Genomic DNA, 22,090 nt, shown 5'->3' with positions numbered 1-22,090 from the left:
CAGTGCTGGGCATTCGATAAAACACTACTCCTGTGTCAACGCCAAACGCCCCGCCACATCTTCCCCAGGGCAGGAAACGCCTGCTCGTAACCTGCCAACAGTGCCGCACCGAGTGCTTCGGACGCCACGAGCGGGTGCCGGGCGAAGGCCTGCAGCGCGGCATCCCGGTCACCGTCCGTCACTGCCCGCACCGTCAGCCGTTCCACCTCCTTGACCTGCTGCAGCAGGTGAAGCTGCTCCGCCGGGGGAGCCTGCTGGGGCAGCGGCAGCGCGCCGTCGGCCGTCACTGCGCAGGGAAGTTCGACGACGGCGTCCGGCGGCAGCCCCGGAATGGCCGCTTCGGCGGTGGCCGGCGCAGCAGTGGCGGGCTGGGAAGCCAGCGGCACCTCGGCGCTTCGTGGAGGCACGGTGTTGCCCGTATTCAGGATCAGTTGCGTTTCCCCGTTTCCAGCCAGGGCCCGCATGGCTGCCAGCGCCACCCGCTCATATCCGCCACCGGCGAGGTCGTCCTCGTCGCGGCGTTCGTCCTTCCCGCGGGCTTCGGCCAGGTAGCCCTCCTCGCGGGAGCGGCGGGCTTCCTCCCACAACCCGAACGCCTCCGCGCCCGCAGCCGCCAGCCGCGGGTAGAGCTCCTGCTGCTGGCTGTGGATGCTCTCGCCGCGGGTCTGCGCCATGGCGTGCATCGCTTCCCGGGCTTTGTCCTGCTCGTAGTAGTAATAAAGGTACTCATTGGGCAGGGCGCCCAGACTTGCCAGGAATGGCTGCGGGAACAGCCTGCCCTCTTCAAAGGACTGCAGGGCACGCGGGTCTGACAGCAACGCAGGCAGCCTGTCACGCCCCTCGGACTCCAGACGGCACAGCCAGCCCAGGTGGTTCAGCCCGTAGTAGCCCACGCCGTCGAGGCTTCCCGCCGGAAGAGGCACCCCTGCCGCCCTTGCTGCACGGCTCACCAGGCCGCCCGCGGAGTCGCAGATCCCGACGACGCGGCGGCCGAGCACCGGCAGCAGCGCCTCGGTGACCATGCCGGCGGGGTTGGTGAAGTTGATCAGCCAGGCCTCCGGGCAGAGTTCCTGCATCAGGCGCGCGAGGTCCATCATGTGCGGGATGGTGCGGAGGGCGTAGGAGATGCCGCCGGCCCCGGTGGTTTCCTGGCCCAGCACGCCCAGGTCCCGGGCCACCCGCTCGTCCGCCACCCGGCCCGCGGTGCCGCCGGGGCGGATGGCGGCAAACACCATCTGCGTATCTTTCAATGCCTGGGGCAGGTCGGTGGTGGGAAGGACAGGCACGCGGGCGCCCCTGCCCGGCATGTCCGGGGCAGGCATGCTGCGCAGGACCGCCGTCACCGCGTCCAGGCGGGAGGGGTCCACGTCGTGCAGCACCAGTTCCGTCACCACGCCGGAGAAGGGGCCGGACACCAGCGCCCGGTAGATCAACGGAACCCGGGAACCCCCGCCGCCCACGATCAGAAGCCGCATAACCAGCAGTCTAGGCGTGGCTGTCCACAGCACCTATGGCCGCCCCTACCGCCTGCACACCGCAGGGCGTAGTGTGCGGACATGGACGCGATCCCAGCACGCCCGTTCGATCCCCTGGCCGCAGTACGGTCGCCCTCGGACGCCGGCTTCGACGTGCTGCTCGCCGGGACCGTGTTCCAGGACATCATCTTCACGGGCCTTCCCCACGGGCCGGAACCGGGCACGGAAATCTGGAGCGACGGCATGGGCAGCTGCCCTGGCGGCGTGGCCAATCAGGCCATTGCAGCATCCCGGCTGGGCTTGCGCACAGGCCTGGCGGCGGCGTTCGGTGATGACGGCTACGGGGACTTCAACTGGAAAATCCTGGCCGGCCAGGAGCACGTTGACCTGAGCCTGTCCCGGAAGGTCCCGGGCTGGCACTCACCGGTCACCGTCTCGCTGTGCGTGGACAAGGACCGGTCCCTGGTGACCCACGGCCATGCCGCACCCGTGACGTCCTCGGAGCTCATCGGTGACCCCCCGCCCGCGCTCGCAGGCATTGCGGAAGTGGGGCTGGAAGTGGAGCCGTGGGCCAAGGCGGCTTATGAGTCGGGGGTGAAGCTGTTCGGGGACGTCGGCTGGGACCCCAGCGGGGTGTGGGCGCCGGTCAGGCTGGAGAACCTGCAGTACTTCCACGCGTTCCTGCCCAACCAGCGCGAGGCCATGGCGTTCACGGGCAAGGATGATCCCTGGACTGCCCTGTATGCGCTGGCGGACCGTGTTCCGGTGGCCGTGGTGACGCTGGGGCCGCAGGGCGCCATGGCGGTGGATTCGGAAACGGGGGAGGAGGAGTGGGTGCCCTCCCTGCCCGTCAAGGCGTTTGACCCCACCGGAGCCGGTGACTGCTTCGACGCCGCCTTCATCGTCGGGAGCCTGGCCGGCTGGCCGCTGGGAAACAGGCTGCGTTTCGCGAACCTTTGTGCCTCGCTGGCAGTGCAGGAAGTGGGTGGCTCTCTGGCCGCACCCGGCTGGGGCGACATCGCCGACTGGTGGAAACGAGCGAACGCCCGGCCGGAACGGCAGACCAGCCAATGGCTGCGGCGCTTCGGCTTCCTGGCCGACATCATCCAGGACGTCCCGCTTGCCGCCCAGCGCCGCGCGGCCGCCACCATCGCGCACCTCTCGGACGCGTGACACCGGCGTCCCGGAGGACTCTGGCGGCCGGACGAATTGAGGGCCAAGCTGTAGATGAGCGGCAGCAACAGTCCGGGGGTGATGACGATGATTGACATAGCACGCAGCGGCCTCAAGACGGACGGGTTCCGCGACCTGGTGACGCAGTTGCTGGGTCTGTGGCTGCTGCTGGCCGTTTTCCTGGACGGCTGGGCGCACTTGAACCTTCCCGGGTTGGAGACGTTCTTCACGCCCTGGCACGCCGCACTCTATTCCGGCATGGCCGTTACGGCGCTGTGGATCGCTTGGGTGATCTGGCGGAACCGGGCACCCGGGCAGCCGCTCCCGCAGGCCATTCCGGCCGGTTACCGGGGGACCGTGGTTGGTGTCGTTCTTTTTGCCGTTGCCGGCGGCTTGGACCTGGTATGGCACGAAACGTTCGGGATCGAAATTTCCCTCGATGCCCTGGTCAGTCCGACGCACCTGTTGCTGGGGTTCAGCCTCTTCCTCATCCTGGGCACTGCCGTCCGGAGCGCACGCTCGGCCAGCCGGGCCGGCAGCTTTGAATGGACGACGGCGGAGCTTCTGGCCGTGGTCCTGATGACCGGGCTGGGTGCGTTCTTCCTCATTTACGGCTCGGCCTTCGTCCGGTCCGGGCCCACGGCCTCCTTCACCCCGATCCCGATCGGCAGCCCTGGCCGCATACAGGCCGAGATGCCGGTGATCGTCACCCTGGCGAGTTACCTGCTGACCACCGCGCTGATTGTGGCTCCCTTTCTCTTTACGCTCTCGGCGGCCGGCCGCCCCGTCCGCGGGATCGTCACGATGCTGGTGGCAACCGTCGCCTGGCTTCCTGCGGGGATGATTGGTTTCCGGCCCATCACGATCGCAGGAGCCGCCGGCGCCACGGTGGCGGCGGTGCTGGCCGATGTCCTGCTGGCCTTGTTGCCGAAAGCCTGGCTAAGCGGGTGGTTGCCGGCAGTCGCAGCGGGACTCGCGGCGTTGGTGTGGACAGGCCAGCTGGTGGCCTTCGGGCTGGTGGACGGGATCCGCTGGCCCGTCTCGCTCTGGCTGGGGGCGGTGGTGCTCAGTGCGGCGGCAGCAGCAGGCCTTGCCCTCCTCAGCACCTGGGGTCCGGCACGTTCCGGAGCTGTCCCGCAGATCGGAGCCGCCTTGCGATAGGCCGCTTTGTGGGTGCTCGTTCCGGAGCCCCGGCCCGCCGTGATTATTCGGCCCGAAGCGCCAGCACTAGAATCACTAAGGTGACTTACCCCGCTACAACCGGTGATTTCAACGCTGCGCCCGCGCAGGACCCCCGCGACGAAAGGTCCGCCGTCATCGACCTTGATGCCATCCGGCACAACGTCCGAAGGCTGGCCGCGGCAGCGTCCCCGGCGAAGGTGATGGCCGTGGTCAAGGCTGATGCTTACGGACACGGCGCCGTCCCGGTGGCCCGGGCGGCCCTTGAAGCTGGCGCTTCATGGCTGGGCGTCGCGCACATCTCCGAGGCACTCGCCCTGCGGGCCGCCGGAATCGACGCGCCGCTGCTCGCCTGGCTGCACACCACGGAGAGCAACTTCGGCGCCGCGGTGGCGGCCGGCGTCGACATTGGATGCTCCGGCTGGGAGCTCGACCGCATTGTCGCGGCGGCCCGGGAACAGGAGCGTCCGGCGCGGATCCACCTGAAGGTTGACACCGGCCTGGGACGCAACGGCGCAACGCTTGATACCTGGGACCACCTGGTGGGCGAAGCGATGGAATACCAGGACCAGGGCTTGCTGCGCGTGGTGGGAATCTTCTCGCATCTCGCAGTCGCCGATGAGCCGGAGCGGCCTGAAACTGATGACCAGCTCGCCGTCTTCCGGGAAGTCCTGGCGGTTGCCGAGGACGCCGGGGTGGACCCCGAAGTCCGGCACCTGGCCAACACCCCGGCCACGCTGTCCCGTCCCGACACCCACTTTGACCTGGTCCGGGTGGGCCTGGGCATTTACGGGTTGTCGCCCTTCGCCGGCCAGACCTCGGCCGAGCTGGGACTGCGGCCGGCCATGACACTGCGGACTGTCATCTCCCAATGCAAGGAGGTGCCGGACGGGCAAGGCGTGTCCTATGGCCTCCGGTACCACACCGCCGGCCCCAGCACCCTGGGCCTGATTCCGGTGGGCTACGCCGACGGGATTCCGCGCGTTGCCACCAGCGGCCCGGTCCGGGTGGCCGGCAGGACCTACCCCGTGGTGGGGCGCATCGCCATGGACCAGATGGTCATCGACCTCGGCGACGTGGGACCCGGGAGTGCAGGCCTGCTGGGCGCGGAAGCGCAGCTGTTCGGCGACGGAGCCGACGGCGGTCCCACGGCTGATGACTGGGCGCGCGCCGCCGGGACCATCAACTACGAGATCGTGACCCGGATCAGCCCCCGGGTCCCGCGCCGCTTCATCAACGAAGAATCCGCCGCCGTCCATGGCAGGGAGGGGGCCGCATGAGCGCGTCCAACCAGCCGGCAGGGGACAGTGCCGAGGTTCGGCCCAACTGGGAAAAGACGTTAACGGCGACGACGGCGGAACAGACACATAACCTCGGCGTGCGGCTCGCAGGAGTCCTGGAAGCCGGGGACCTGCTGGTGCTTTCCGGCGAGTTGGGTGCCGGGAAAACGACCTTCACCCAGGGCCTGGGGGAGGGGCTGGGTGTCCGTTCCGGCGTCATTTCCCCCACGTTCGTCCTGGTCCGCATCCACCCCAACCTTCCGGACGGGCCCCGTCCCGGCGGACCGGACCTGGTGCATGTGGACGCGTACCGCCTGGGCTCGGCAGCCGAAATCGACGATATCGACCTTGAGAACACCCTTGATTCATCCGTAACGGTGGTCGAATGGGGCCACGACCGGGTGGAGCACCTCAGCGAGAGCCGGCTGGAAATCGATCTGCAAAGGACTATTGGGCTTCAGGCAACTGGACTTCAGACCAACGGACTGAGTGGCTACGGCCCGGGCGGGAGCGCGGGCAGCGGAGAAACAACCGGAACGCTCGATTTCGAAAATGAGGACACCGACGAGCCCCGGACCATCGTGCTGCGCGGCTACGGGCCCCGCTGGCCCGGCGTCCCGGAACCGGTGGCCACCTTTGAAGGGAAATCCTGATGCTCATCCTCGCCATCGACACCTCCGCCGTGGCCAGCGCGGCACTGGTCTCGAATGACGCACTGGAAGGCGTGGTGGCCAGCTTCTCCACCGAGGACACCCGCAGCCACGCGGAGGTCCTTGCTCCCGGCATTGAACAACTGCTCCTTGAGGCCGGCGTGGGCGGAGCTGACATCGATGCCCTGGTGGTCGGCGTCGGCCCGGGCCCGTTCACCGGACTCCGGTCCGGAATCGCCACCGCGCGCACTCTCTCCTTCGTCTGGGGCAAGCCCCTGTACGGGCTGATGAGCCTGGACGCCGTGGCCCTGGAAGTGGCGGAATCCACCGCCGCCGCCCCGGAATTCCTGGTGGTCACGGACGCGCGGCGCAAAGAGGTCTACTGGGCCCGCTACAGCCTGCCGGAAGGACAGCTTCCAGTATTGGAGGACGGCCCGCACGTCAGCTTCGCCGCGGACCTGCCGGACCTTCCAGCCTACGGTGCCGGCGCCGGGCTCTACGCAGACACCCTGAAGGCGGACCCGGAATTCGCCCGTGAACAGCCGGACGCCCTGTACCTGGGCCAGTTCGCGCTGGCCCGGCTCGATGCAGGCGGTGAACTGCTGGACTCCACGCCCCTGTACCTGCGCGAATCCGACGCCCAGGTCCCGGGACCCAGGAAGAGGGCACTGTGAGCACCGCCCCGGACATCAGTAACCACGGCGTTTTAGTGCGGGAGATGACTCCCGACGACGTCATCGCCGTCAGCGTCCTGGAGCAGCGGCTTTTCCCCGTGGATGCCTGGCCCCTGCACATGTTCTATGACGAGCTGGCCCAGCCGGAAACCCGCTGGTACCTCGTGGCTGAGGGCAGTGGCGGCATCGTGGGCTACGCCGGGCTGATGTGCATTGAGCCCATCGCGGACGTGCAGACCATCGCCGTCGTGCCTGAATATGAGGGGCGGGGGATCGGCACCACGCTGCTGACCCGGCTTATCGAGGAGGCGCGCCGCAGGTACGCCGCCGATCTTCTGCTGGAGGTCCGCGCTGACAACCCGCGGGCCCAGCAGCTGTACCTGCGCTTCGGCTTCGAACAGATCCACGTCCGCCCCCGCTACTACCGCGATGGCGTTGACGCCCTCATCATGCGGCTCCCGCTGACCGGCCCCGCCGGCCCGGAAGCCGGACAGGAAACGGGAAACCACACATCACCGGAAGCAGGCCAGCCATGAACCGCGTGCAGCCATTGGTGCTCGGCATCGAATCGTCCTGCGACGAAACCGGCGTGGGCATTGTCCGGGGGACCACCCTCCTGACCAACACGGTGTCCTCTTCCATGGACGAGCATGTCCGGTTCGGCGGAGTCATCCCCGAGATCGCGTCCCGGGCGCACCTGGATGCGTTCGTGCCCACCCTTGAGCAGGCGCTCGCCGATGCCGGCGTAACCCTCGACGAGGTGGACGCCATCGCCGTCACGTCCGGCCCCGGCCTTGCCGGGGCCCTCATGGTTGGCGTCTGCGCCGCCAAGGCGCTCGCCGTGGCCACCGGAAAGCCGCTCTATGCCATCAACCATCTCGTCGCGCACGTGGGGGTGGGCCTGCTCGACGGCAAGGAAGGGCAGGCGCCTGAGCTGCCCGAAAACCTCGGAGCCCTGCTGGTCTCCGGCGGGCACACCGAAATCCTGAAAATCAACAGCATCACCGACGACGTGGTCCTCCTCGGCTCCACCATCGACGACGCCGCCGGCGAAGCCTACGACAAGGTGGCCCGTATCCTCGGCCTCGGCTACCCGGGCGGGCCCGCCATCGACAAGATGGCCCGGACCGGCAACCCCAAGGCCATCCGCTTCCCCCGCGGCCTCAGCCAGCCCAAGTACATGGGCACCGCCGAGGAACGCGGCCCGCACCGCTACGACTGGTCCTTCAGCGGACTCAAGACGGCGGTGGCGAGGTGCGTGGAGCAGTTCGAGGCGCGCGGCCAGGAGGTTCCGGTCGCCGACATCGCAGCCGCTTTCCAGGAAGCCGTGGTGGACGTCATCTCCGCCAAGACCGTGCTGGCGTGCCGCGAGCATGGGATCACGAATGTGCTGCTGGGTGGCGGCGTGGCGGCAAACTCGAGGCTCCGTGAGCTGACCGGACAGCGCTGTGCTTCGGCCGGAATCAGGCTGCACGTGCCGCCGCTGGACCTTTGCACGGACAACGGGGCGATGGTGGCGGCACTGGGTGCGCAGCTGGTGATGGCAGGAGTGGCACCGAGCGGAATCGGCTTCGCCCCGGACTCATCCATGCCGGTCACAGCGGTGTCCCTCCCCGCCTGACCCTGCCCGGGGAGGAGGGGCAGCGGGACCTCCCTTGTTTTTCGTCAAGGAGGCATTGCGTCACGGGCATCACGGATGGGCTGGGGAACTCAGAAATCCTCTGGTTCCAGTGCCTCTGGGGGCGTATATTCCGTCCATGGCAGAGGATCCTGATGAGACGAACCCAGTGAGTTCCCGGGTGGCTCGCTGCCGGTATCCCTTTGACAAAGTAGAAGGAGCAGTTGATGACTGCGACGAGCGATGACCTGCCTCTGCAGTCCGATGTGCCAGCTCTCGGCCGCGGTGTTGTCGTAGGAAGGTTCTATACCTCCGGCCGCTGGTCAGTGAAACCGGGTCACGAGGAGGCGTTCGCAACGGCGTTCGCGGAATCGGGCGTAAAGGATGTGGATCCTCCAATTCGTGGCCTTCTTCAACGTCCACGGTTACTTCGCGATCTCAAGCAGCCAGGGAGCTATCTCAGCTACGCCGTCTGGGAGAGCCGGGAAGCTATCGATGAGTTCAGGTCCCGGCCGGATTTCCCGGCAATGATCGCGCGGATGCAAGAACATCTGGATGACATGCAAATTTCTACACTGGAACTGGTTCTGGGTGAGGAGCTGACGGACATGGGGCTGGATTCCTAGCAACTACGGCAGGTTTTGCCCTTTTCTTGCTGAACTCCGGCCCTAGTGCGGCCGCAAAATCAGGCGGTGGGGCCGTTCCGCATCTGCTTGACCAGGTCCAGCACCACGGCCTGGAGGTCCCCGCCGTGCTCCTCGGCCACCCGGCGCTGGCGCTGGTACCCCGCACCGCGGCGGATGATCTTTTCGACGTCGGCCAGCTCATCCGGGCAGCCCAGCTTCGCGGCCACCGGCTCAAGGCGGTTCAGGGTTTCGAGCAGGTGGTCCGTGACCAGCTGCTCCTTGCCGGCCGCGTCCAGGATGATGATGGCGTCCATGCCGTAGCGCGCGGCCCGCCACTTGTTCTCCTGTATGTGCCAGGGCGGCATGGTGGGGATGGTCCCGCCGTTGTCGAGGGTGGTGGAGAACTCATCCACCAGGCACTGGGTCAGGGCCGCGATGGCGCCTACTTCCTCGAGGGTGGCCAGGCCGTCGCAGATGCGCATCTCTATGGTGCCCAAATTCGGTACGGGCCGGATGTCCCAGCGGATTTCCGAGAGGGTATCAATCACTCCGGTGGTGAACATGTCTTGCACATAGGATTCGTATTCTTCCCAGGAGCCGAACTGGAAAGGCAGGCCGGCGGTGGGCAGCTGCTGGAACATCAGGGCCCGGTGGGATGCGTAGCCGGTGTCCTCGCCGCCCCAGAACGGGCTGGACGCCGAGAGCGCCTGGAAGTGCGGGAAGTAGTTGACCAGCCCGTCCAGCACGGGAAGTGCCTTCTCGCGCCGGTCCAGCCCCACGTGCACGTGCACGCCGTAGATGACCATCTGGCGGCCCCACCACTGGGTGCGGTCAATGAGTTTGGCGTACCGGGCCTTGTCCGTGACCGGCTGCAGCTGGGGCGGGCTGAACGGATGGCTGCCGGCGCAAAAGAGTTCCACGCCCATGGGGTCGGTGATTTCACGGACCGCCGCGAGGGACCGGCTGAGGTCCTCCTTGGCTTCGCCGGCGGTTTCGCAGATGCCGGTGACCAGCTCAACGGTGTTCAGCAGCAGTTCCTGCTTGATGTGCGGGTGCTCGTCATCCTCGTTCAGCTCCGGGTGCCGGGAGGCAACCCCGCGCAGCACCTGGTTGGCAACGGAGGCGAGTTCACCGGTTTGCCCGTCCACCAGCGCGAGCTCCCATTCCACACCGAGGGTCGATTGCCTCGATGAAGCGAAGTCAATCTTCACGCGTATCCTCACTGTCCGGTTTGCCGCTGAGCACGCCGCTGGCATGCTGCTGCTGGCAGGCGCACGGATGGATCAAGTCTAGTGCAGGGGTAGCATCGTATTGATGGTCCCGTTCCAACGCCTGCGTGACAGTTTTCACAAATCCTTCCCCGTCCTGGCTGCAGCCACCGCTGCAGTGGCACTCGCATCCTGCAGCACCGCCCCGGCACCTGTCCCCGCCCCGGCACCTGTCCCCGCGCAGGCACCGGCCACGCCCGCCCCACCTTCCGCTTCACCGCGGACGACGCCGGCACCTGGCACTCCTTCCCCGTCACCTTCTGCCACGCCGGACCCTGGCGCTCGTGAGCTGGGGTGGGGCCCGCAGCAGCGGGACCAGGACGCCGCTGCCACGGTGGTTGCTGCGATGTCGCCTGAACAAAAGGCGGGACAGGTCCTGCTTCCCTTCTTCACCGGCACAAACCCCGCCGCCCATGCCGCCGTCGTCGAACGCCTCCACCTGGCTGGTTCCATCATCATGGGCGACAACATCCCGCTGGATCCGCAGGGAAAGGTGGACCTTACCGCCATGACCGCGGTCAACCAGCGGCTCGCCCAGGCTACGAGGGCGGACGGCAGGCCGTGGCCCGGGATCGTCGGAGTGGACCAGGAAGGCGGGATGGTGGCCCGCCTGGGGGCGCCGCTGACGGAATGGCCGGCGCCTATGAGTTACGGTGCTGCCGGTAGCGGCCCCCTGGCGCGTGAGGCCGGGCAGGGGCTGGCCGGTGAGCTGGTGCCGCTGGGCTTCAATATGGATTTCGCGCCGGACGCCGACGTGACCGTCGGCCCAAAGGACCCCACCATCGGCGCCCGCTCCATGTCCGGTGACCCGGGCGCTGCCGCCGGTCTCAGTGTGGCGTTCGCCCAGGGCATGCTGGGCGCGGGGGTCCTGCCCGTCGTCAAGCATTTCCCAGGGCATGGGTCCGTGACCGCTGATTCGCACCTGAGCCTTCCCTCGCAGCCGGCCAGCGTGGCGGAACTCCAGGCGCGGGACTGGAAGCCCTTCGAGGCGGCCGTCGCGGCTGGCGCGCCCATGGTGATGACCGGCCACATCGCCGTGGCTGCGCTGGAACCGGGGGTGCCGGCGTCGCTTTCTGCCCCCACTTATGCCGCACTGCGGGGACTCGGTTTCAAGGGGGTCGCCGTGACTGACGCCCTGAATATGGGAGCGGTGAGCAAGCAGTATCCGGCAGGGTCGGCCGCCGTGAAGGCCCTGGCCGCGGGCGCCGACCTTCTGCTCATGCCTGCTGATGTCCAGCAGGCCCACGCTGCGATCGTTGATGCCGTAACCTCCGGCGCCCTCCCTGCCGCCCGGCTCGACGAAGCCGCCCTGCGCGTGGCAACCATGATGACCTGGCGTGCCCGGACAGCAGCCAGAGCGGGGACGCCCACAGGCGCCCCGGCCGGAAGCGGGGCTGCGCTCTCCGCCAAGGTTTCGGCCGCCGCGGTGACGGTTCTTTCCGGCCCCTGCAGCGGACCCCTTACGCCCGGCGGGGTACAGGTGACAGGGGGCAGCCCGGCGGACAGGGAACGTTTCTCGGCTGCGGCCGCCCGTGCCGGACTCGCCGTCGGTTCCGGACCCGTGGTCAGCCTCGTTGGGTACGGTGGCCGCGCCGCCGGAGGGGAGATCGCCGTCGCCCTCGACGCGCCGTGGACGCTGCAGGATGCCAGCGCGCCCGTCAAAGTAGCCCTGTACGGCCGCAGCCAGGCCGCTTTCGACGCCCTCGCTGCCGTCCTCGCCGGGAAGGCGACCGCCCCCGGAAAGCTGCCTGCCGCCGTCGGAAACTTCCCGGCCGGCACCGGCTGCCCCTGACCCCAACTGAGTAGCGCTAAGTGTCGTTTTGGACCGTCAAAACGACAGTTAGCGCTACTTAGTTGGGCGGAACGGGTTAAATGGTCAGGTGCCCATTCTGAATAAAGACATGACCCTCTGCATCTCGCTCTCGGCCCGGCCCAGCAACAACGGGACCAGGTTCCACAACCACCTCTACGAGCAGCTGGACCTGAACTGGATCTACAAGGCGTTCGCCCCCACCAACCTTGAGCAGGCCATCGCGGGGGTCCGCGGGCTGGGCATCCGCGGCTGCGCCGTCTCCATGCCGTACAAGGAGGACGTGATCGCCCTCGTGGACGAGATGGACCGCTCGGCCAAGGCCATCGACTCCGTCAACACCATCGTGAACACGGACGGGCATCTCAAGGCCTACAACACGGACTACACCGCGATCGAACAGCTCCTCGCGTCCAACTCCGTGCCCACCAACTACTCAGTGCTGGTCCAGGGCGCCGGCGGCATGGCCAAAGCGACGGTGGCCGCGCTTCGGGACGCCGGGTTCAGCGACGTCACAGTCCTCGCGCGCAACGAAACCACCGGCCGCGCACTCGCCGCACAGTACGGTTTCCAGTGGCGTCCGGAGCTTGACGGCGGAACAGCGGACCTCATCATCAACGTCACTCCTATCGGTATGGCAGGGGGACGCGAGGTGGACAGCCTGGCCTTCCCGCAGGAAACCATCGACGCCGCCCAGGTGGTCTTCGACGTGGTGGCACTGCCCGCCGAAACCCCGCTGGTCAAGGCAGCACGTGCCGCCGGAAAGCCGGTAATCACCGGAGCGGAAGTGGCCACCATCCAGGCGCTGGAGCAGTTTGTGCTCTACACCGGCGTACGGCCCACCCCTGAACAGGTCCGCGCGGCCGAGGAGTTCATGCGCGCCCAGTAGCGGCAGGCGCGGGACAGCAGCGCCCTAGACCGGCTCCACCACCATGACCACCCGGTCCTCCCCGATCCGGGTCAGGACCAGGGTGGCCGTTTTGTTGCCGGCCTTTTTCGCGGCTGCCTTCCCCGCAGGAAGCAGCTGCTTGCGCAGTTCCTCGGGCGTGATGGCAGTGCCGCGCTTCTTGATGTCCAGCACACCGATGCCCTCGGCCTTCACCCATGCCTTGAGCGCCTTGACGTTGTAGGGCATCACTTCCAGGATCTTGTAGGCCCGGGCGAAGGGCGTGTCCACGAGCTGCGGGGCACAGATGTAGGCGATGTGTTCGTCCACCAGGTGCCCGCCCAGTTGAAGCGCGACGTCGGCCACCAGCCCTGCGCGGATCACCGCGCCGTCAGGCTCGTAGAGGTAGCCCTCCACCGGGCCCAGCGGGGCGGCAGGGCCGGCGCCGAAGTCCTCAAGGCTGGTCAGTTCGGCCGCACCGCCGGCACCCAGGACCAGGGCGGCCCGGCGGATGCCGGGCCTGCGCACGGCGTTAAACCACAGTGCTACCTCGGTCACGTCCCCGGCCACGGAAACCCATTGGGCTTCGCAGCCGGCCGGTACGGAATCATGCGGCATGCCCGGCCCCATCTTGACCCCGACGGCCCTGCCGGACGCCGCGAGGGACTCAACAAAGGACAGCGGCGGCGAAAAGGCCTCGGGATCCCAGATGCGCTTGGTGCCGGACGTGGAGGTGACCCGGCGGGCAGGATCCAGCCAGACGCCGTCGATCCCGTCCAGTGAAACGGAAGTGGCGTCCGCGTGGACCACCGTGGCATTGGAGAACGGAATCAGGTTTACCGTGGCGCAGGCCGCCGTCGTCTCATCCATCTCCACAGCGGTGACGTTGATGTCCAGCGACGCCAGCGCCAGCGAGTCGGCCGCGAGGCCGCACCCCAGGTCCGCCACGTGGCGGATTCCTGCTTCGGCGAACCGCTGCGCGTGGCGCGCGGCAACGGTGAACCGGGTTGCCTGTTCCAGTCCCGCCTGGGTAAACAGCATGCTGCGGGCGAACTCGCCGAACTTAGCTTCGGCCTTGGTGCGGAGCCTGGACTGGGTCAGGACGGCGGAGACCAGTTCGGGGGAGTGGCCGGCCTTGCGCAGCGCCGAGTTGAGCTCGAAGGATGTGTCCTCCCGATACGGGCCCAGGGACGCCAGCAGATCCCAGCCTTCGGGAGGTGAGCAGCGGCGCGATCTGGTCCTGGGAAGCGTGAGGCATGCGTTCCAGCCTAGTGGAGGAGGTCCCGGCGGGATGCGGATAGTGTTGAAACCATGGAAGAGAGCGCAGGCCCCCGGCAGTCCGAAGAACCAGCCAAGGACAGGGGCCCCGCCGGATTCGCCCGGACGGCATTGATTGCCGGCGCCCTGGTGGCGGTGGTGTGCATCGCGCTCCTGGTGGTGATCTTCTTCCTGGATACCTTCAACGCCACCGTCTACTCCGTAGGCGGCAACGACATTTCGGGGGACACGCAGGAAGCGCAGGACATCCGCGGACTTTACGACGGCGCCCGCGCCGGAAGCATTGCCGTGCTGGTGGCCGCCCTGCTGGCCACTGCAGCGGCAGGCGCGGTCCTTTACCGCGGGCGGAATTCCGCGCCGGACGAGGGCGACGGCGGCGAGGACGTCGACTTCGAAGACCTCGGACGCTGAGGGCCGCCGGCGCTCGTCAGCAGGACTCCCGAAATCACCAGGACGCCGCCCAGAACCTGCGGAAGGGTGATGGGCTGCCCCAGGGCAACAGTGATAATCGCAGTGAACACGGCAATGAGGTTCAGGTAGTTGCCCGCATTGGCCGCCGTGGTGCGTTTCAGGGCAAGGTTCCAGAGCAGGTAGGAACCCAGCGACGGAAACAGGGCGATGTAGGCAAGGGACCAGCCCTCCGGTGCTGTCCGGGGCAGGCCGGCGCCGGTGATGAGGGCCAGCGGGCTGAGGACGACGGCGGCCAGCGCCACCTGTACTGCAGTGGACGTGATCGGGGGTACATCAACCCTGCGCCCGAGGATGGTGTACAGGCCCCACACGGTGATGGCCGCGAGGATCAGCAGTTCGCCCCTGTTGATGGAGAAGGTCAGCAGCCGGTGGATGTCGCCGCCGGTGAGCACCAGCAGGACGCCGGCCAGGCCCAGCCCGATCCCCGCCCACCCCAGCGGGCGCGGCCTGTCGCGCAGCAGGACCACGGCCAGCACCACAATCAGCGCAGGGTTGGCAGCCGTCACCAGCGAGGCGTTCAGGGCTGAGGTGTGGCCCAGGGCGCTGTACAGCAGCAGCGTGTAGGCACTCATGCCCAGGGAACTCAGGAGCAGCAGGACCGGCCAGCGGCGCAGCACGCTCCGCCAGTCCGGCCGCTCCACCGTGTGGGCGAGTACCAGCAGCGGCACCGCTGCCAGGGTCCACCGCCAGTAGGTCAGCTGCAGCGGCTGCATGGTTTCCATGGCGGCATGGCCGACGACGAAGTTTCCGGCCCAGAAGAGGGTGGCAAGGATCAGATAGGCAGCGGCTCGCACCGGTCAAATGTACACATGGAGGGTTCGCAGATGACGAAACGCTGGCACTCGCCTTGACCGAGTGCTAACCCTTACATAGAGTCTTCATTAGCACTCTCCCTAGGAGGGTGCTAATACATGAAGAGCTGCCAGCCAGGCTGCTGCCGGCACCGCGACGACGGTTTGCCAGCCACGGCGGGAAGCTTTCCAGTCCACGAATTTGCTGACGAAAAGGAGAGGTCCGAGTGTCGGTCTCTATTAAGCCTCTTGAGGATCGTATTGTTGTCCGCCCGCTCGAAGCCGAGCAGACCACGGCTTCCGGCCTGGTCATCCCGGACTCCGCGCAGGAGAAGCCCCAGGAAGGCGAAGTTGTTGCAGTAGGCCCCGGCCGCTTTGACGACAACGGCAACCGCGTCCCGCTCGACGTTGCTGAAGGCGACGTTGTTATCTACTCCAAGTACGGCGGAACCGAAGTCAAGCACAGCGGCACCGAATACCTCGTGCTGTCCGCCCGCGACGTCCTGGCGATCGTCGTAAAGTAACTCTTCGGATCCCCGTGCCGCTGGTCATGCCTTCTGCTGGTCAGCTGCGCGGGGTTCTGTCTTGAAAGGACTGAACCATGGCAAAGCAGCTTGCGTTTAACGACGCTGCCCGCCGGTCTCTTGAAGCCGGCATCGATAAGCTCGCCAACACCGTCAAGGTGACGCTGGGCCCGCGCGGCCGCAACGTCGTCCTGGACAAGAAGTGGGGCGCGCCCACCATCACGAACGACGGCGTCACCATTGCCCGCGAAGTGGAACTGGACGACCCCTACGAGAACCTTGGCGCTCAGCTGGCCAAGGAAGTTGCCACCAAGACCAACGATGTTGCCGGCGACGGCACCACCACCGCAACGGTCCTGGCACAGGCCCTGGTCAAGGAAGGCCTGCGCAACGTAGCGGCAGGCGCCGCTCCCGGCCAGATCAAGCGCGGCATCGAGGTTTCCGTGGAAGCCGTCGCCGCCCGTCTGCTGGAGAACGCCCGTCCCGTCGAAGGCACCCAGGTGGCCAGCGTTGCAGCCATCTCCGCCCAGAGCGACGAGATTGGCGAGCTCCTGGCTGAAGCCTTCGGCAAGGTCGGCAAAGATGGTGTGATCACCATCGAGGAATCCTCCACCACCCAGACCGAACTGGTCCTCACCGAGGGCATGCAGTTCGACAAGGGCTACCTGTCCCCGTACTTCATCACGGATGCGGACCGCCAGGAAGCCATCCTCGAAGACGCCCTCATCCTGATCAACCAGGGCAAGATCTCCTCGCTGCAGGAATTCCTGCCGCTGCTGGAGAAGGCCCTCCAGGCCGGCAAGCCGCTGTTCATCATTGCTGAAGACATTGACGGCGAGGCCCTGTCCACGCTGATCGTCAACCGCATCCGCGGTACCCTGAACGTCGTTGCCGTCAAGGCTCCGGGCTTCGGCGACCGCCGCAAGGCCATGCTCCAGGACATCGCCACCCTCACCGGTGCACAGGTTGTTTCGCCGGAGCTGGGCCTGAGCCTGGACACCGTTGGCCTCGAGGTGCTGGGTACTGCCCGCCGCATCACGGTCACCAAGGACAACACCACCATCGTTGACGGCGCCGGTTCATCTGAGGACGTGGCAGCCCGCGTGGCACAGCTGCGCGCCGAGCTGACCCGCACCGACTCCGACTGGGACCGCGAAAAGCTCCAGGAACGCCTGGCCAAGCTGGCCGGCGGCATCGGCGTCATCAAGGTCGGCGCAGCCACCGAGGTTGAGCTGAAGGAAAAGAAGCACCGCATCGAAGACGCTGTGTCCTCCACCCGCGCTGCCCTCGAAGAAGGCATCGTGGCCGGTGGCGGCTCTGCCCTGATCCACGCCCTCAAGGCACTGGATGAGGACCCTGCAGTCAAGGCCCTTGAGGGTGACGCTGCTGCCGCAGTCGGGATCGTTCGCCGCGCACTGGTCCAGCCGCTGCGCTGGATCGCCCAGAACGCCGGCTTCGACGGCTACGTCATCACCTCCAAGGTTGCCGAGCTCGAAACCAACAACGGCTTCAACGCCAAGTCGGGCGAGTACGAGGACCTGATCGCCGCCGGCGTGATCGACCCCGTCAAGGTCACCCGCGCAGCCCTCCGCAACGCAGCGTCCATCGCTGCCCTGGTTCTCACCACCGAGACCCTTGTAGCAGAGAAGCCTGCCGAGGAAGACGAGCACGCAGGCCACAGGCACTAGTCCCCACCGTCTCCCTCACCTCGCTTCGCTCGGTCAGGGAACCCGGACGGCGTGGGCCCATAGCCATGCACGAAAAAACCGGTCCAGCGTCTGCTGGGCCGGTTTTTTGTGCTCCCTACTTTTTCACGGCATAACGCACGTGGGTGGCAAATGTGGAGCTGACAGTCCTGACGATTTCGAGGTCGATGTCATGATGGAAGCCGTCGAACAGGCGCTTCCCTGCGCCCAGGACCACCGGTGCCGTCGAGAGCACCAGTTCGTCAACCCGCCCGGCGGCCAGCGCCTGCCGGATCACGTCTGCGCCGCCGCCGATGGACACGTCCTTGCCGCCGGCCGCTGCAGCAGCCTGCGCCAGGGCCTCCTCAAACCCGGACACGAACGTGAACCCCGACGCAGCCGCGGGCTGGTCCTCCACACGGTGGGTGAGCACCATCAGCGGGCCGGGGAACGGGTTGGTCCCTCCCCATGCTCCTGCAGCGTCATACATGCCGCGGCCCACAATGCCGGCACCCAAACCCGCAACAAGTTCGTCGTAGAAATCTTTGTCCGGGCCGTGCATCGCGAAGTCATGTCCGCCCTCGTAGGTCCATGGGCCGCCCATCACCCAGTAGTGCAGCCGTTCGCCGCCCTTGCCCAGGCCGAGTCCGGGTCCGTCGTCGGGGCCGGTGATGAAGCCGTCAACGGATGTGGTGATGGCTGCGATGACCTTGCCCAACGCGGCTAGCCCATCTCCTGCGTCTCAACGTCGCCCGCGCGCTCATACACCAGTGACACAGCCCCCTTCGGGAAGCTGCGCGCAGGTTCCGCGAGGCGGAATGAGGCGGGGATGGTCCCGGCGTCGAAGAGGCGCTTGCCCTGCCCCAACGTGACTGGGTAGAGCCAGACGTGGAGCCGATCCAGCACATCGGCTGCGAGCAGTGAACGGATGAGGACGCCGCTGCCGAACATGTGCACCTCGCCGTACTCCTCGCGCAGCCTGCCTGCCGCCGTGGCATCCGGCAGTACCGTAGTGCCCTCCCAGCCAGGCGCGGTCAGGCTCTTGGACACGACGAACTTGGGCACCCGGTTGAGCGTCCCCCCGATTTCGTCGGACTGGTGGGGCCAGTAGGCGGCGAAGATGTCATAGGTTTTCCGGCCGAGCAGCAGCGCGTCAATCTTGGCGATCTCCTGGCCGATGGCCGCGCCGGCCTCATCATCGGACACCGGCGCCTGCCAGCCGCCGAAGGCGAAGTTGCCCTCAGTGTCCTCTTCTCGGCCGCCTGGCGCCTGGTACACGCCGTCAAGGGTAAGGAACAGGTTCGCGACGATGATTCCCACGCGTCCAGTGTGGGGCAGCCGCCGGGTGCTGTCCAGAGCCCGCGTGGCAGACTGATCCCATGCTGCTCGACGAGCTTGTGAAGACCGCGGACGCCGTCGCGTCCACCCGCTCCCGGCTCGCGAAGGTGGAGGCGTTGGCGGACCTGCTGCGCCGGCTGGACCCCGCGGAGATTCCGACGGCGGTGGGCCTGCTGAGTGCCAGGCCGCGCCAGGGCCGGGTGGGGATCGGCTGGCGTGGGATGTCAGCGGCGATGGGGGAGCCGGCTGCTGAGCCCGGCCTTACCGTGGCAGACCTCGACGCTGCGCTGGACCGGCTGCTGGCCGCTGCCGGTGCCGGATCCGCCGCGGAGCGGGCCGCGACCCTGCGGACGCTCACCGCGGCAGCCACCGAACGCGAGCAGGCATTCATCGCCGGGGTACTGCTGGGAGAACTGCGGACCGGTGCGCTGGAGGGCGTCCTGACGGACGCCGTGGCCCGCGCCGCCGGCCGTCCCGTCAACGCCGTACGCCGCGCGGCCATGCTCTCCGGCGATCTGGGCGGGACCGCCCTGCTGGCGCTCACCGGTACGGAAACCGAGCTGGACGACGTCGGCCTCGTCGTCGGCCGTCCCGTCCAGCCCATGCTCGCAGCGACCGCGGCCAGCGTGGATGCGGCGCTGGAGGTCACCGGGGAAGCGTCGGTGGAATACAAGCTCGACGGCGCGCGCATCCAGGTGCACCGCGTTGGGGACGATGTCCGTATCTACACCCGCACCCTGGCCGAGGTAACCCACCGGCTGCCCGAAGTGGTGGACGTAGTGCGCGGACTGCCGGTGCGCGACGTGATCCTCGACGGCGAGACCCTTGCCCTGGATGAGGACGGCGGGCCCCGGCCGTTCCAGGAGACCATGTCCCGGTTCGGGGCCGATGCGGCGCGCACCACCCTGCTGCACCCGTGGTTCTTCGACGTGCTGCATATTGACGGGCGGGACCTGCTGGACGAGCCGCTGTCCACGCGCATCGGCGTGCTCGAACGCATCGCCCCCGGGCACCGGATCCCGGGGACTGTCACCGCCGATGCCGCGGTTGCCGGACAGGTCTCCCGGGATGCGCTCGCCGCCGGCCACGAGGGTGTGATGGTGAAGGCAGTGGGATCGGCCTACGCGGCCGGCCGACGCGGTTCCAACTGGGTCAAGGTGAAGCCGGTGCTCACCTACGACCTGGTGGTGCTTGCCTGCGAGTGGGGATCGGGACGGCGCACCGGGTTGCTCTCCAATCTGCACCTCGGCGCCCTGGACCCCGCAGGCGCGTTCGGCGAACCCGGCGGTTACGTGATGGTGGGAAAGACCTTTAAAGGACTCACCGACGCTTTGCTGCAGTGGCAGACGGAGCGGTTCCAGGAGCTCGAGGTGCGCCGCACTGCGGGCACCGTGTGGGTGGAACCCGTCACCGTTGTGGAAATCGCCATCGACGGCGTGCAGCAGTCGTCGCGCTATCCGGGCGGAATCGCCCTCCGGTTCGCACGCGTCAAGCGCTACCGCGACGACAAAACGGTTGCCGAGGCGGACACCATCCAGACCCTGCGTGGGCTGCTCCGTTCCTGACCAGACGCTTGTTCTACCTTTGCCGCGGGCGTACCGTGGCGCTTAAGTGCCGTTGCGTGCAAAGCGCGACGACGGCGTCCGGCCGGGCGGGTGGTATCCGAAAGGAGGCCTGGTGTCAGCTGAGACGGGCATCGACCAGGGCAGGTCAGCGTTCCGCGAAAACCGCTGGACCGAGGCCTTTGAAAACTTCCGCGACGCCGACCAACGGGGCGGCCTGCCGGCACCTGACCTGGAACGGCTCGCCACCGCCGAGATTCTGACCGGCAACACGGCCACAGGACTGGACACCCTCACCCGCGCCCACGAAGAGTACCTGGTTGTCGGCGACATCGTTGGAGCCGTCCGGTGCGCCGGCTGGATGGGGATGCAGCTGATGCATCTTGGCGAAATGTCCCGGGCCGGCGGATGGTTCGCCCGGGGGCAACGGCTCTCGGATGAGCTGGACGGGCCACACGCCGTCCAGGGGTTCCTGCTTGTGCCGGTAGGCCTGGGCAAGCTCTACGGCGGTGACCCTGCCGGCGCCTTGGAGGCTTTCGCCCAGGTTGCGGACATTGGCCAAAGGTTCCAGGACAAAGACCTGTCGGCGCTGGCCCTCATCGGTTTGGGCCAGGCGAACCTCATGCTCGGGCACAACGACGAGGGCCTTCGAATGTTCGACGAGGTTATGGTGGCCGTGACGGCCGGAGAACTGTCCGCAATCCCGGCCGGGATTGTCTACTGTGCAGTCATCGGCAACTGCCACCTGGCCTTCGACCTGGAACGGGCACTGGAATGGACGGCGGCACTTGACCGCTGGTGCCGTAACCGCCCCGACATGGTCACGTTCAGTGGCCAGTGCCAGTCACACCGGGCAGAGCTCTTCCGGCTGCATGGGGCCTGGGCCGAGGCGCTGGCGGCGGCGGCCATAGCCCAAGGCCGTTCCACCCAGGGTGATCCCCAGGCACTGTACGGGGGCTACTACCAGCAGGGGGAAGTGCAGCGGCTCAGCGGCGATCTGGACGCAGCCGCAGCTTCATACCGGGAAGCGGCCCGAAGCGGCTATGAGCCACAGCCTGGCCTTGCGCTCCTCTCCCTGGCGCGCGGGGACGCGAAGCAGGCGCAGTCCATGATCCAAAGGGCTGCCGGCGTTGCGGACACCGCCACCCGGCGCCATTTACTGCCAGCCCTGGTGGAGATCGAGCTCGCCGCCGCCGATATTGAGGCGGCGCGCCGCGGCGCGGACGAGCTGGCAGCCTTTGCCCGGGAATGCCCCATGCCCATGGTCCGCGCGGTTGCCGGCCAGGCCGAGGGCGGGGTCCGGCTCGCCGAAGGTGATCCGGCGGGTGCCGCACCAGCCGTCCGGCAGGCCTGGAAGCTGTGGCGGCAACTCGGTGTGCCGTACGAAGCCGCGCGCTGCCGCGTCCTGATCGGGTGTGCTTGCCGGGCCCTTGGCGACGAGGCGTCGGCGCTGATGGACTTCGAGGCCGCAGAAGCGGAGTTCCTGGAACTGGGCGCAGCTCCGGGGGCCGCCTGGGCGGCGTCGCTCATGCGGGAAGGCGCAGACGGCGCCAAGGGACCGTTGTCCCCGAGGGAAACCGAAGTGCTTCGGCTCGTTGCCACCGGCAAGGGGAACCGGGCCATCGCCGCGGAACTCTATCTCAGCGAGAAGACCGTAGCCCGGCACATCAGCAACATCTTCCTGAAGCTGGGCCTGTCCTCCCGGGCCGCTGCCACCAGGTATGCCTTTGAGCACGGACTCGCGGGATAATGCCAGGGACTGCATAAAAATACCCATAGGCCCGGCGCGCAATCTGCATGAT

General features: G+C 67.5%; 20 protein-coding genes and 1 pseudogene. 15 read left to right on the top strand and 6 right to left on the bottom strand.

Features of this window, described 5'->3' with window-relative positions; translation table 11 throughout:
• Positions 1–35: 35 nt before the first annotated feature.
• On the bottom strand, positions 36–1,475 hold the full coding sequence (locus tag QFZ36_RS06085; protein ID WP_306634735.1) for a family 4 glycosyl hydrolase: 1,440 nt from the start codon (positions 1,473–1,475) through the stop codon (positions 36–38).
• 81 nt (positions 1,476–1,556) lie between these two features.
• Here QFZ36_RS06085 and QFZ36_RS06080 point away from each other — a divergent pair, with 81 nt between their 5' ends.
• The 8 genes from QFZ36_RS06080 to QFZ36_RS06045 all read left to right on the top strand — a co-directional run bounded on the left by QFZ36_RS06080 (position 1,557) and on the right by QFZ36_RS06045 (position 8,675).
• Positions 1,557–2,648, top strand: a complete 1,092-nt coding sequence (locus QFZ36_RS06080) for a carbohydrate kinase family protein (RefSeq protein ID WP_306634733.1) — start codon at positions 1,557–1,559, stop codon at positions 2,646–2,648.
• Between the two features lie 87 nt (positions 2,649–2,735).
• The gene (locus QFZ36_RS06075) at positions 2,736–3,809 is read left to right on the top strand and encodes a hypothetical protein (RefSeq protein ID WP_306634731.1); all 1,074 of its coding nucleotides are present in this window, start codon (positions 2,736–2,738) and stop codon (positions 3,807–3,809) included.
• Positions 3,810–3,889: 80 nt separating this feature from the next.
• Positions 3,890–5,107 carry an alanine racemase gene (gene alr / locus QFZ36_RS06070; RefSeq protein ID WP_306634729.1) on the top strand — a complete coding sequence of 406 codons (1,218 nt, stop codon included), beginning with the start codon at positions 3,890–3,892 and terminating at the stop codon, positions 5,105–5,107.
• The gene (tsaE, locus tag QFZ36_RS06065; protein WP_306634727.1) at positions 5,104–5,760 is read left to right on the top strand and encodes a tRNA (adenosine(37)-N6)-threonylcarbamoyltransferase complex ATPase subunit type 1 TsaE; all 657 of its coding nucleotides are present in this window, start codon (positions 5,104–5,106) and stop codon (positions 5,758–5,760) included. Before alr ends, tsaE begins: the two co-directional genes overlap by 4 nt.
• Complete coding sequence (tsaB, locus tag QFZ36_RS06060) at positions 5,760–6,431, top strand: tRNA (adenosine(37)-N6)-threonylcarbamoyltransferase complex dimerization subunit type 1 TsaB (RefSeq protein WP_306634725.1); 672 nt, start codon at positions 5,760–5,762, stop codon at positions 6,429–6,431. Before tsaE ends, tsaB begins: the two co-directional genes overlap by 1 nt.
• A 44-nt stretch (positions 6,432–6,475) precedes the next feature.
• Positions 6,476–6,967, top strand: a complete 492-nt coding sequence (rimI, locus tag QFZ36_RS06055) for a ribosomal protein S18-alanine N-acetyltransferase (protein ID WP_306639124.1) — start codon at positions 6,476–6,478, stop codon at positions 6,965–6,967.
• On the top strand, positions 6,964–8,052 hold the full coding sequence (gene tsaD / locus QFZ36_RS06050; RefSeq protein ID WP_306634724.1) for a tRNA (adenosine(37)-N6)-threonylcarbamoyltransferase complex transferase subunit TsaD: 1,089 nt from the start codon (positions 6,964–6,966) through the stop codon (positions 8,050–8,052). The genes rimI and tsaD overlap by 4 nt, the downstream gene beginning before the upstream one ends.
• Before the next feature lie 224 nt (positions 8,053–8,276).
• The gene (locus QFZ36_RS06045; RefSeq protein WP_306634722.1) at positions 8,277–8,675 is read left to right on the top strand and encodes an antibiotic biosynthesis monooxygenase family protein; all 399 of its coding nucleotides are present in this window, start codon (positions 8,277–8,279) and stop codon (positions 8,673–8,675) included.
• A gap of 59 nt (positions 8,676–8,734) precedes the next feature.
• Here the strand turns inward: QFZ36_RS06045 and QFZ36_RS06040 are convergent, their stop codons facing one another.
• Positions 8,735–9,886, bottom strand: coding sequence for a glutamate--cysteine ligase (locus tag QFZ36_RS06040; RefSeq protein WP_306634720.1), 1,152 nt, complete (start codon positions 9,884–9,886; stop codon positions 8,735–8,737).
• Positions 9,887–10,289: 403 nt separating this feature from the next.
• On the opposite strand from QFZ36_RS06040, the gene QFZ36_RS06035 reads away from it, so the two are divergent.
• The gene (locus QFZ36_RS06035; protein ID WP_306639123.1) at positions 10,290–11,735 is read left to right on the top strand and encodes a glycoside hydrolase family 3 N-terminal domain-containing protein; all 1,446 of its coding nucleotides are present in this window, start codon (positions 10,290–10,292) and stop codon (positions 11,733–11,735) included.
• Between the two features lie 88 nt (positions 11,736–11,823).
• Entirely contained in the window at positions 11,824–12,642 is an 819-nt protein-coding gene (locus tag QFZ36_RS06030; protein ID WP_306634718.1) for a shikimate 5-dehydrogenase, read from the top strand.
• A gap of 24 nt (positions 12,643–12,666) precedes the next feature.
• Here QFZ36_RS06030 and QFZ36_RS06025 read toward each other — a convergent pair.
• Positions 12,667–13,897, bottom strand: a pseudogene (locus tag QFZ36_RS06025) (THUMP-like domain-containing protein).
• Between the two features lie 53 nt (positions 13,898–13,950).
• On the opposite strand from QFZ36_RS06025, the gene QFZ36_RS06020 reads away from it, so the two are divergent.
• Positions 13,951–14,328, top strand: a complete 378-nt coding sequence (locus QFZ36_RS06020; protein ID WP_306634716.1) for a hypothetical protein — start codon at positions 13,951–13,953, stop codon at positions 14,326–14,328.
• On the opposite strand, the gene QFZ36_RS06015 is transcribed toward QFZ36_RS06020, so the two are convergent.
• Positions 14,253–15,182, bottom strand: a complete 930-nt coding sequence (locus QFZ36_RS06015; RefSeq protein WP_306634714.1) for a DMT family transporter — start codon at positions 15,180–15,182, stop codon at positions 14,253–14,255. The two genes, QFZ36_RS06020 and QFZ36_RS06015, sit on opposite strands and share 76 nt — an antisense overlap.
• Before the next feature lie 224 nt (positions 15,183–15,406).
• Between QFZ36_RS06015 and groES the strand changes: the two genes are divergently transcribed.
• On the top strand, positions 15,407–15,703 hold the full coding sequence (gene groES / locus QFZ36_RS06010; protein ID WP_050054380.1) for a co-chaperone GroES: 297 nt from the start codon (positions 15,407–15,409) through the stop codon (positions 15,701–15,703).
• Positions 15,704–15,780: 77 nt separating this feature from the next.
• The gene (gene groL / locus QFZ36_RS06005) at positions 15,781–17,391 is read left to right on the top strand and encodes a chaperonin GroEL (protein ID WP_306634713.1); all 1,611 of its coding nucleotides are present in this window, start codon (positions 15,781–15,783) and stop codon (positions 17,389–17,391) included.
• Positions 17,392–17,506: 115 nt separating this feature from the next.
• On the opposite strand, the gene QFZ36_RS06000 is transcribed toward groL, so the two are convergent.
• Both QFZ36_RS06000 and QFZ36_RS05995 read right to left on the bottom strand, forming a co-directional pair.
• Positions 17,507–18,106: a dihydrofolate reductase family protein gene (locus tag QFZ36_RS06000; RefSeq protein WP_306634711.1), complete on the bottom strand. Its 600-nt coding sequence runs from the start codon at positions 18,104–18,106 to the stop codon at positions 17,507–17,509.
• A gap of 5 nt (positions 18,107–18,111) precedes the next feature.
• Positions 18,112–18,708, bottom strand: coding sequence for a dihydrofolate reductase family protein (locus QFZ36_RS05995; RefSeq protein WP_306634710.1), 597 nt, complete (start codon positions 18,706–18,708; stop codon positions 18,112–18,114).
• Between the two features lie 59 nt (positions 18,709–18,767).
• Between QFZ36_RS05995 and QFZ36_RS05990 the strand changes: the two genes are divergently transcribed.
• Both QFZ36_RS05990 and QFZ36_RS05985 read left to right on the top strand, forming a co-directional pair.
• The gene (locus tag QFZ36_RS05990) at positions 18,768–20,291 is read left to right on the top strand and encodes an ATP-dependent DNA ligase (protein WP_306634709.1); all 1,524 of its coding nucleotides are present in this window, start codon (positions 18,768–18,770) and stop codon (positions 20,289–20,291) included.
• 112 nt (positions 20,292–20,403) lie between these two features.
• Positions 20,404–22,038, top strand: coding sequence for a helix-turn-helix transcriptional regulator (locus QFZ36_RS05985; RefSeq protein WP_306634708.1), 1,635 nt, complete (start codon positions 20,404–20,406; stop codon positions 22,036–22,038).
• Positions 22,039–22,090: the final 52 nt, after the last annotated feature.

Origin of the sequence: Pseudarthrobacter siccitolerans (genome assembly GCF_030823375.1) — a bacterium.
Classification (GTDB): domain Bacteria; phylum Actinomycetota; class Actinomycetes; order Actinomycetales; family Micrococcaceae; genus Arthrobacter; species Arthrobacter siccitolerans_A.
The sequence above is the reverse complement of the archived record's forward strand: the minus strand, read 5'-3'. Positions and strand labels throughout refer to the sequence as shown.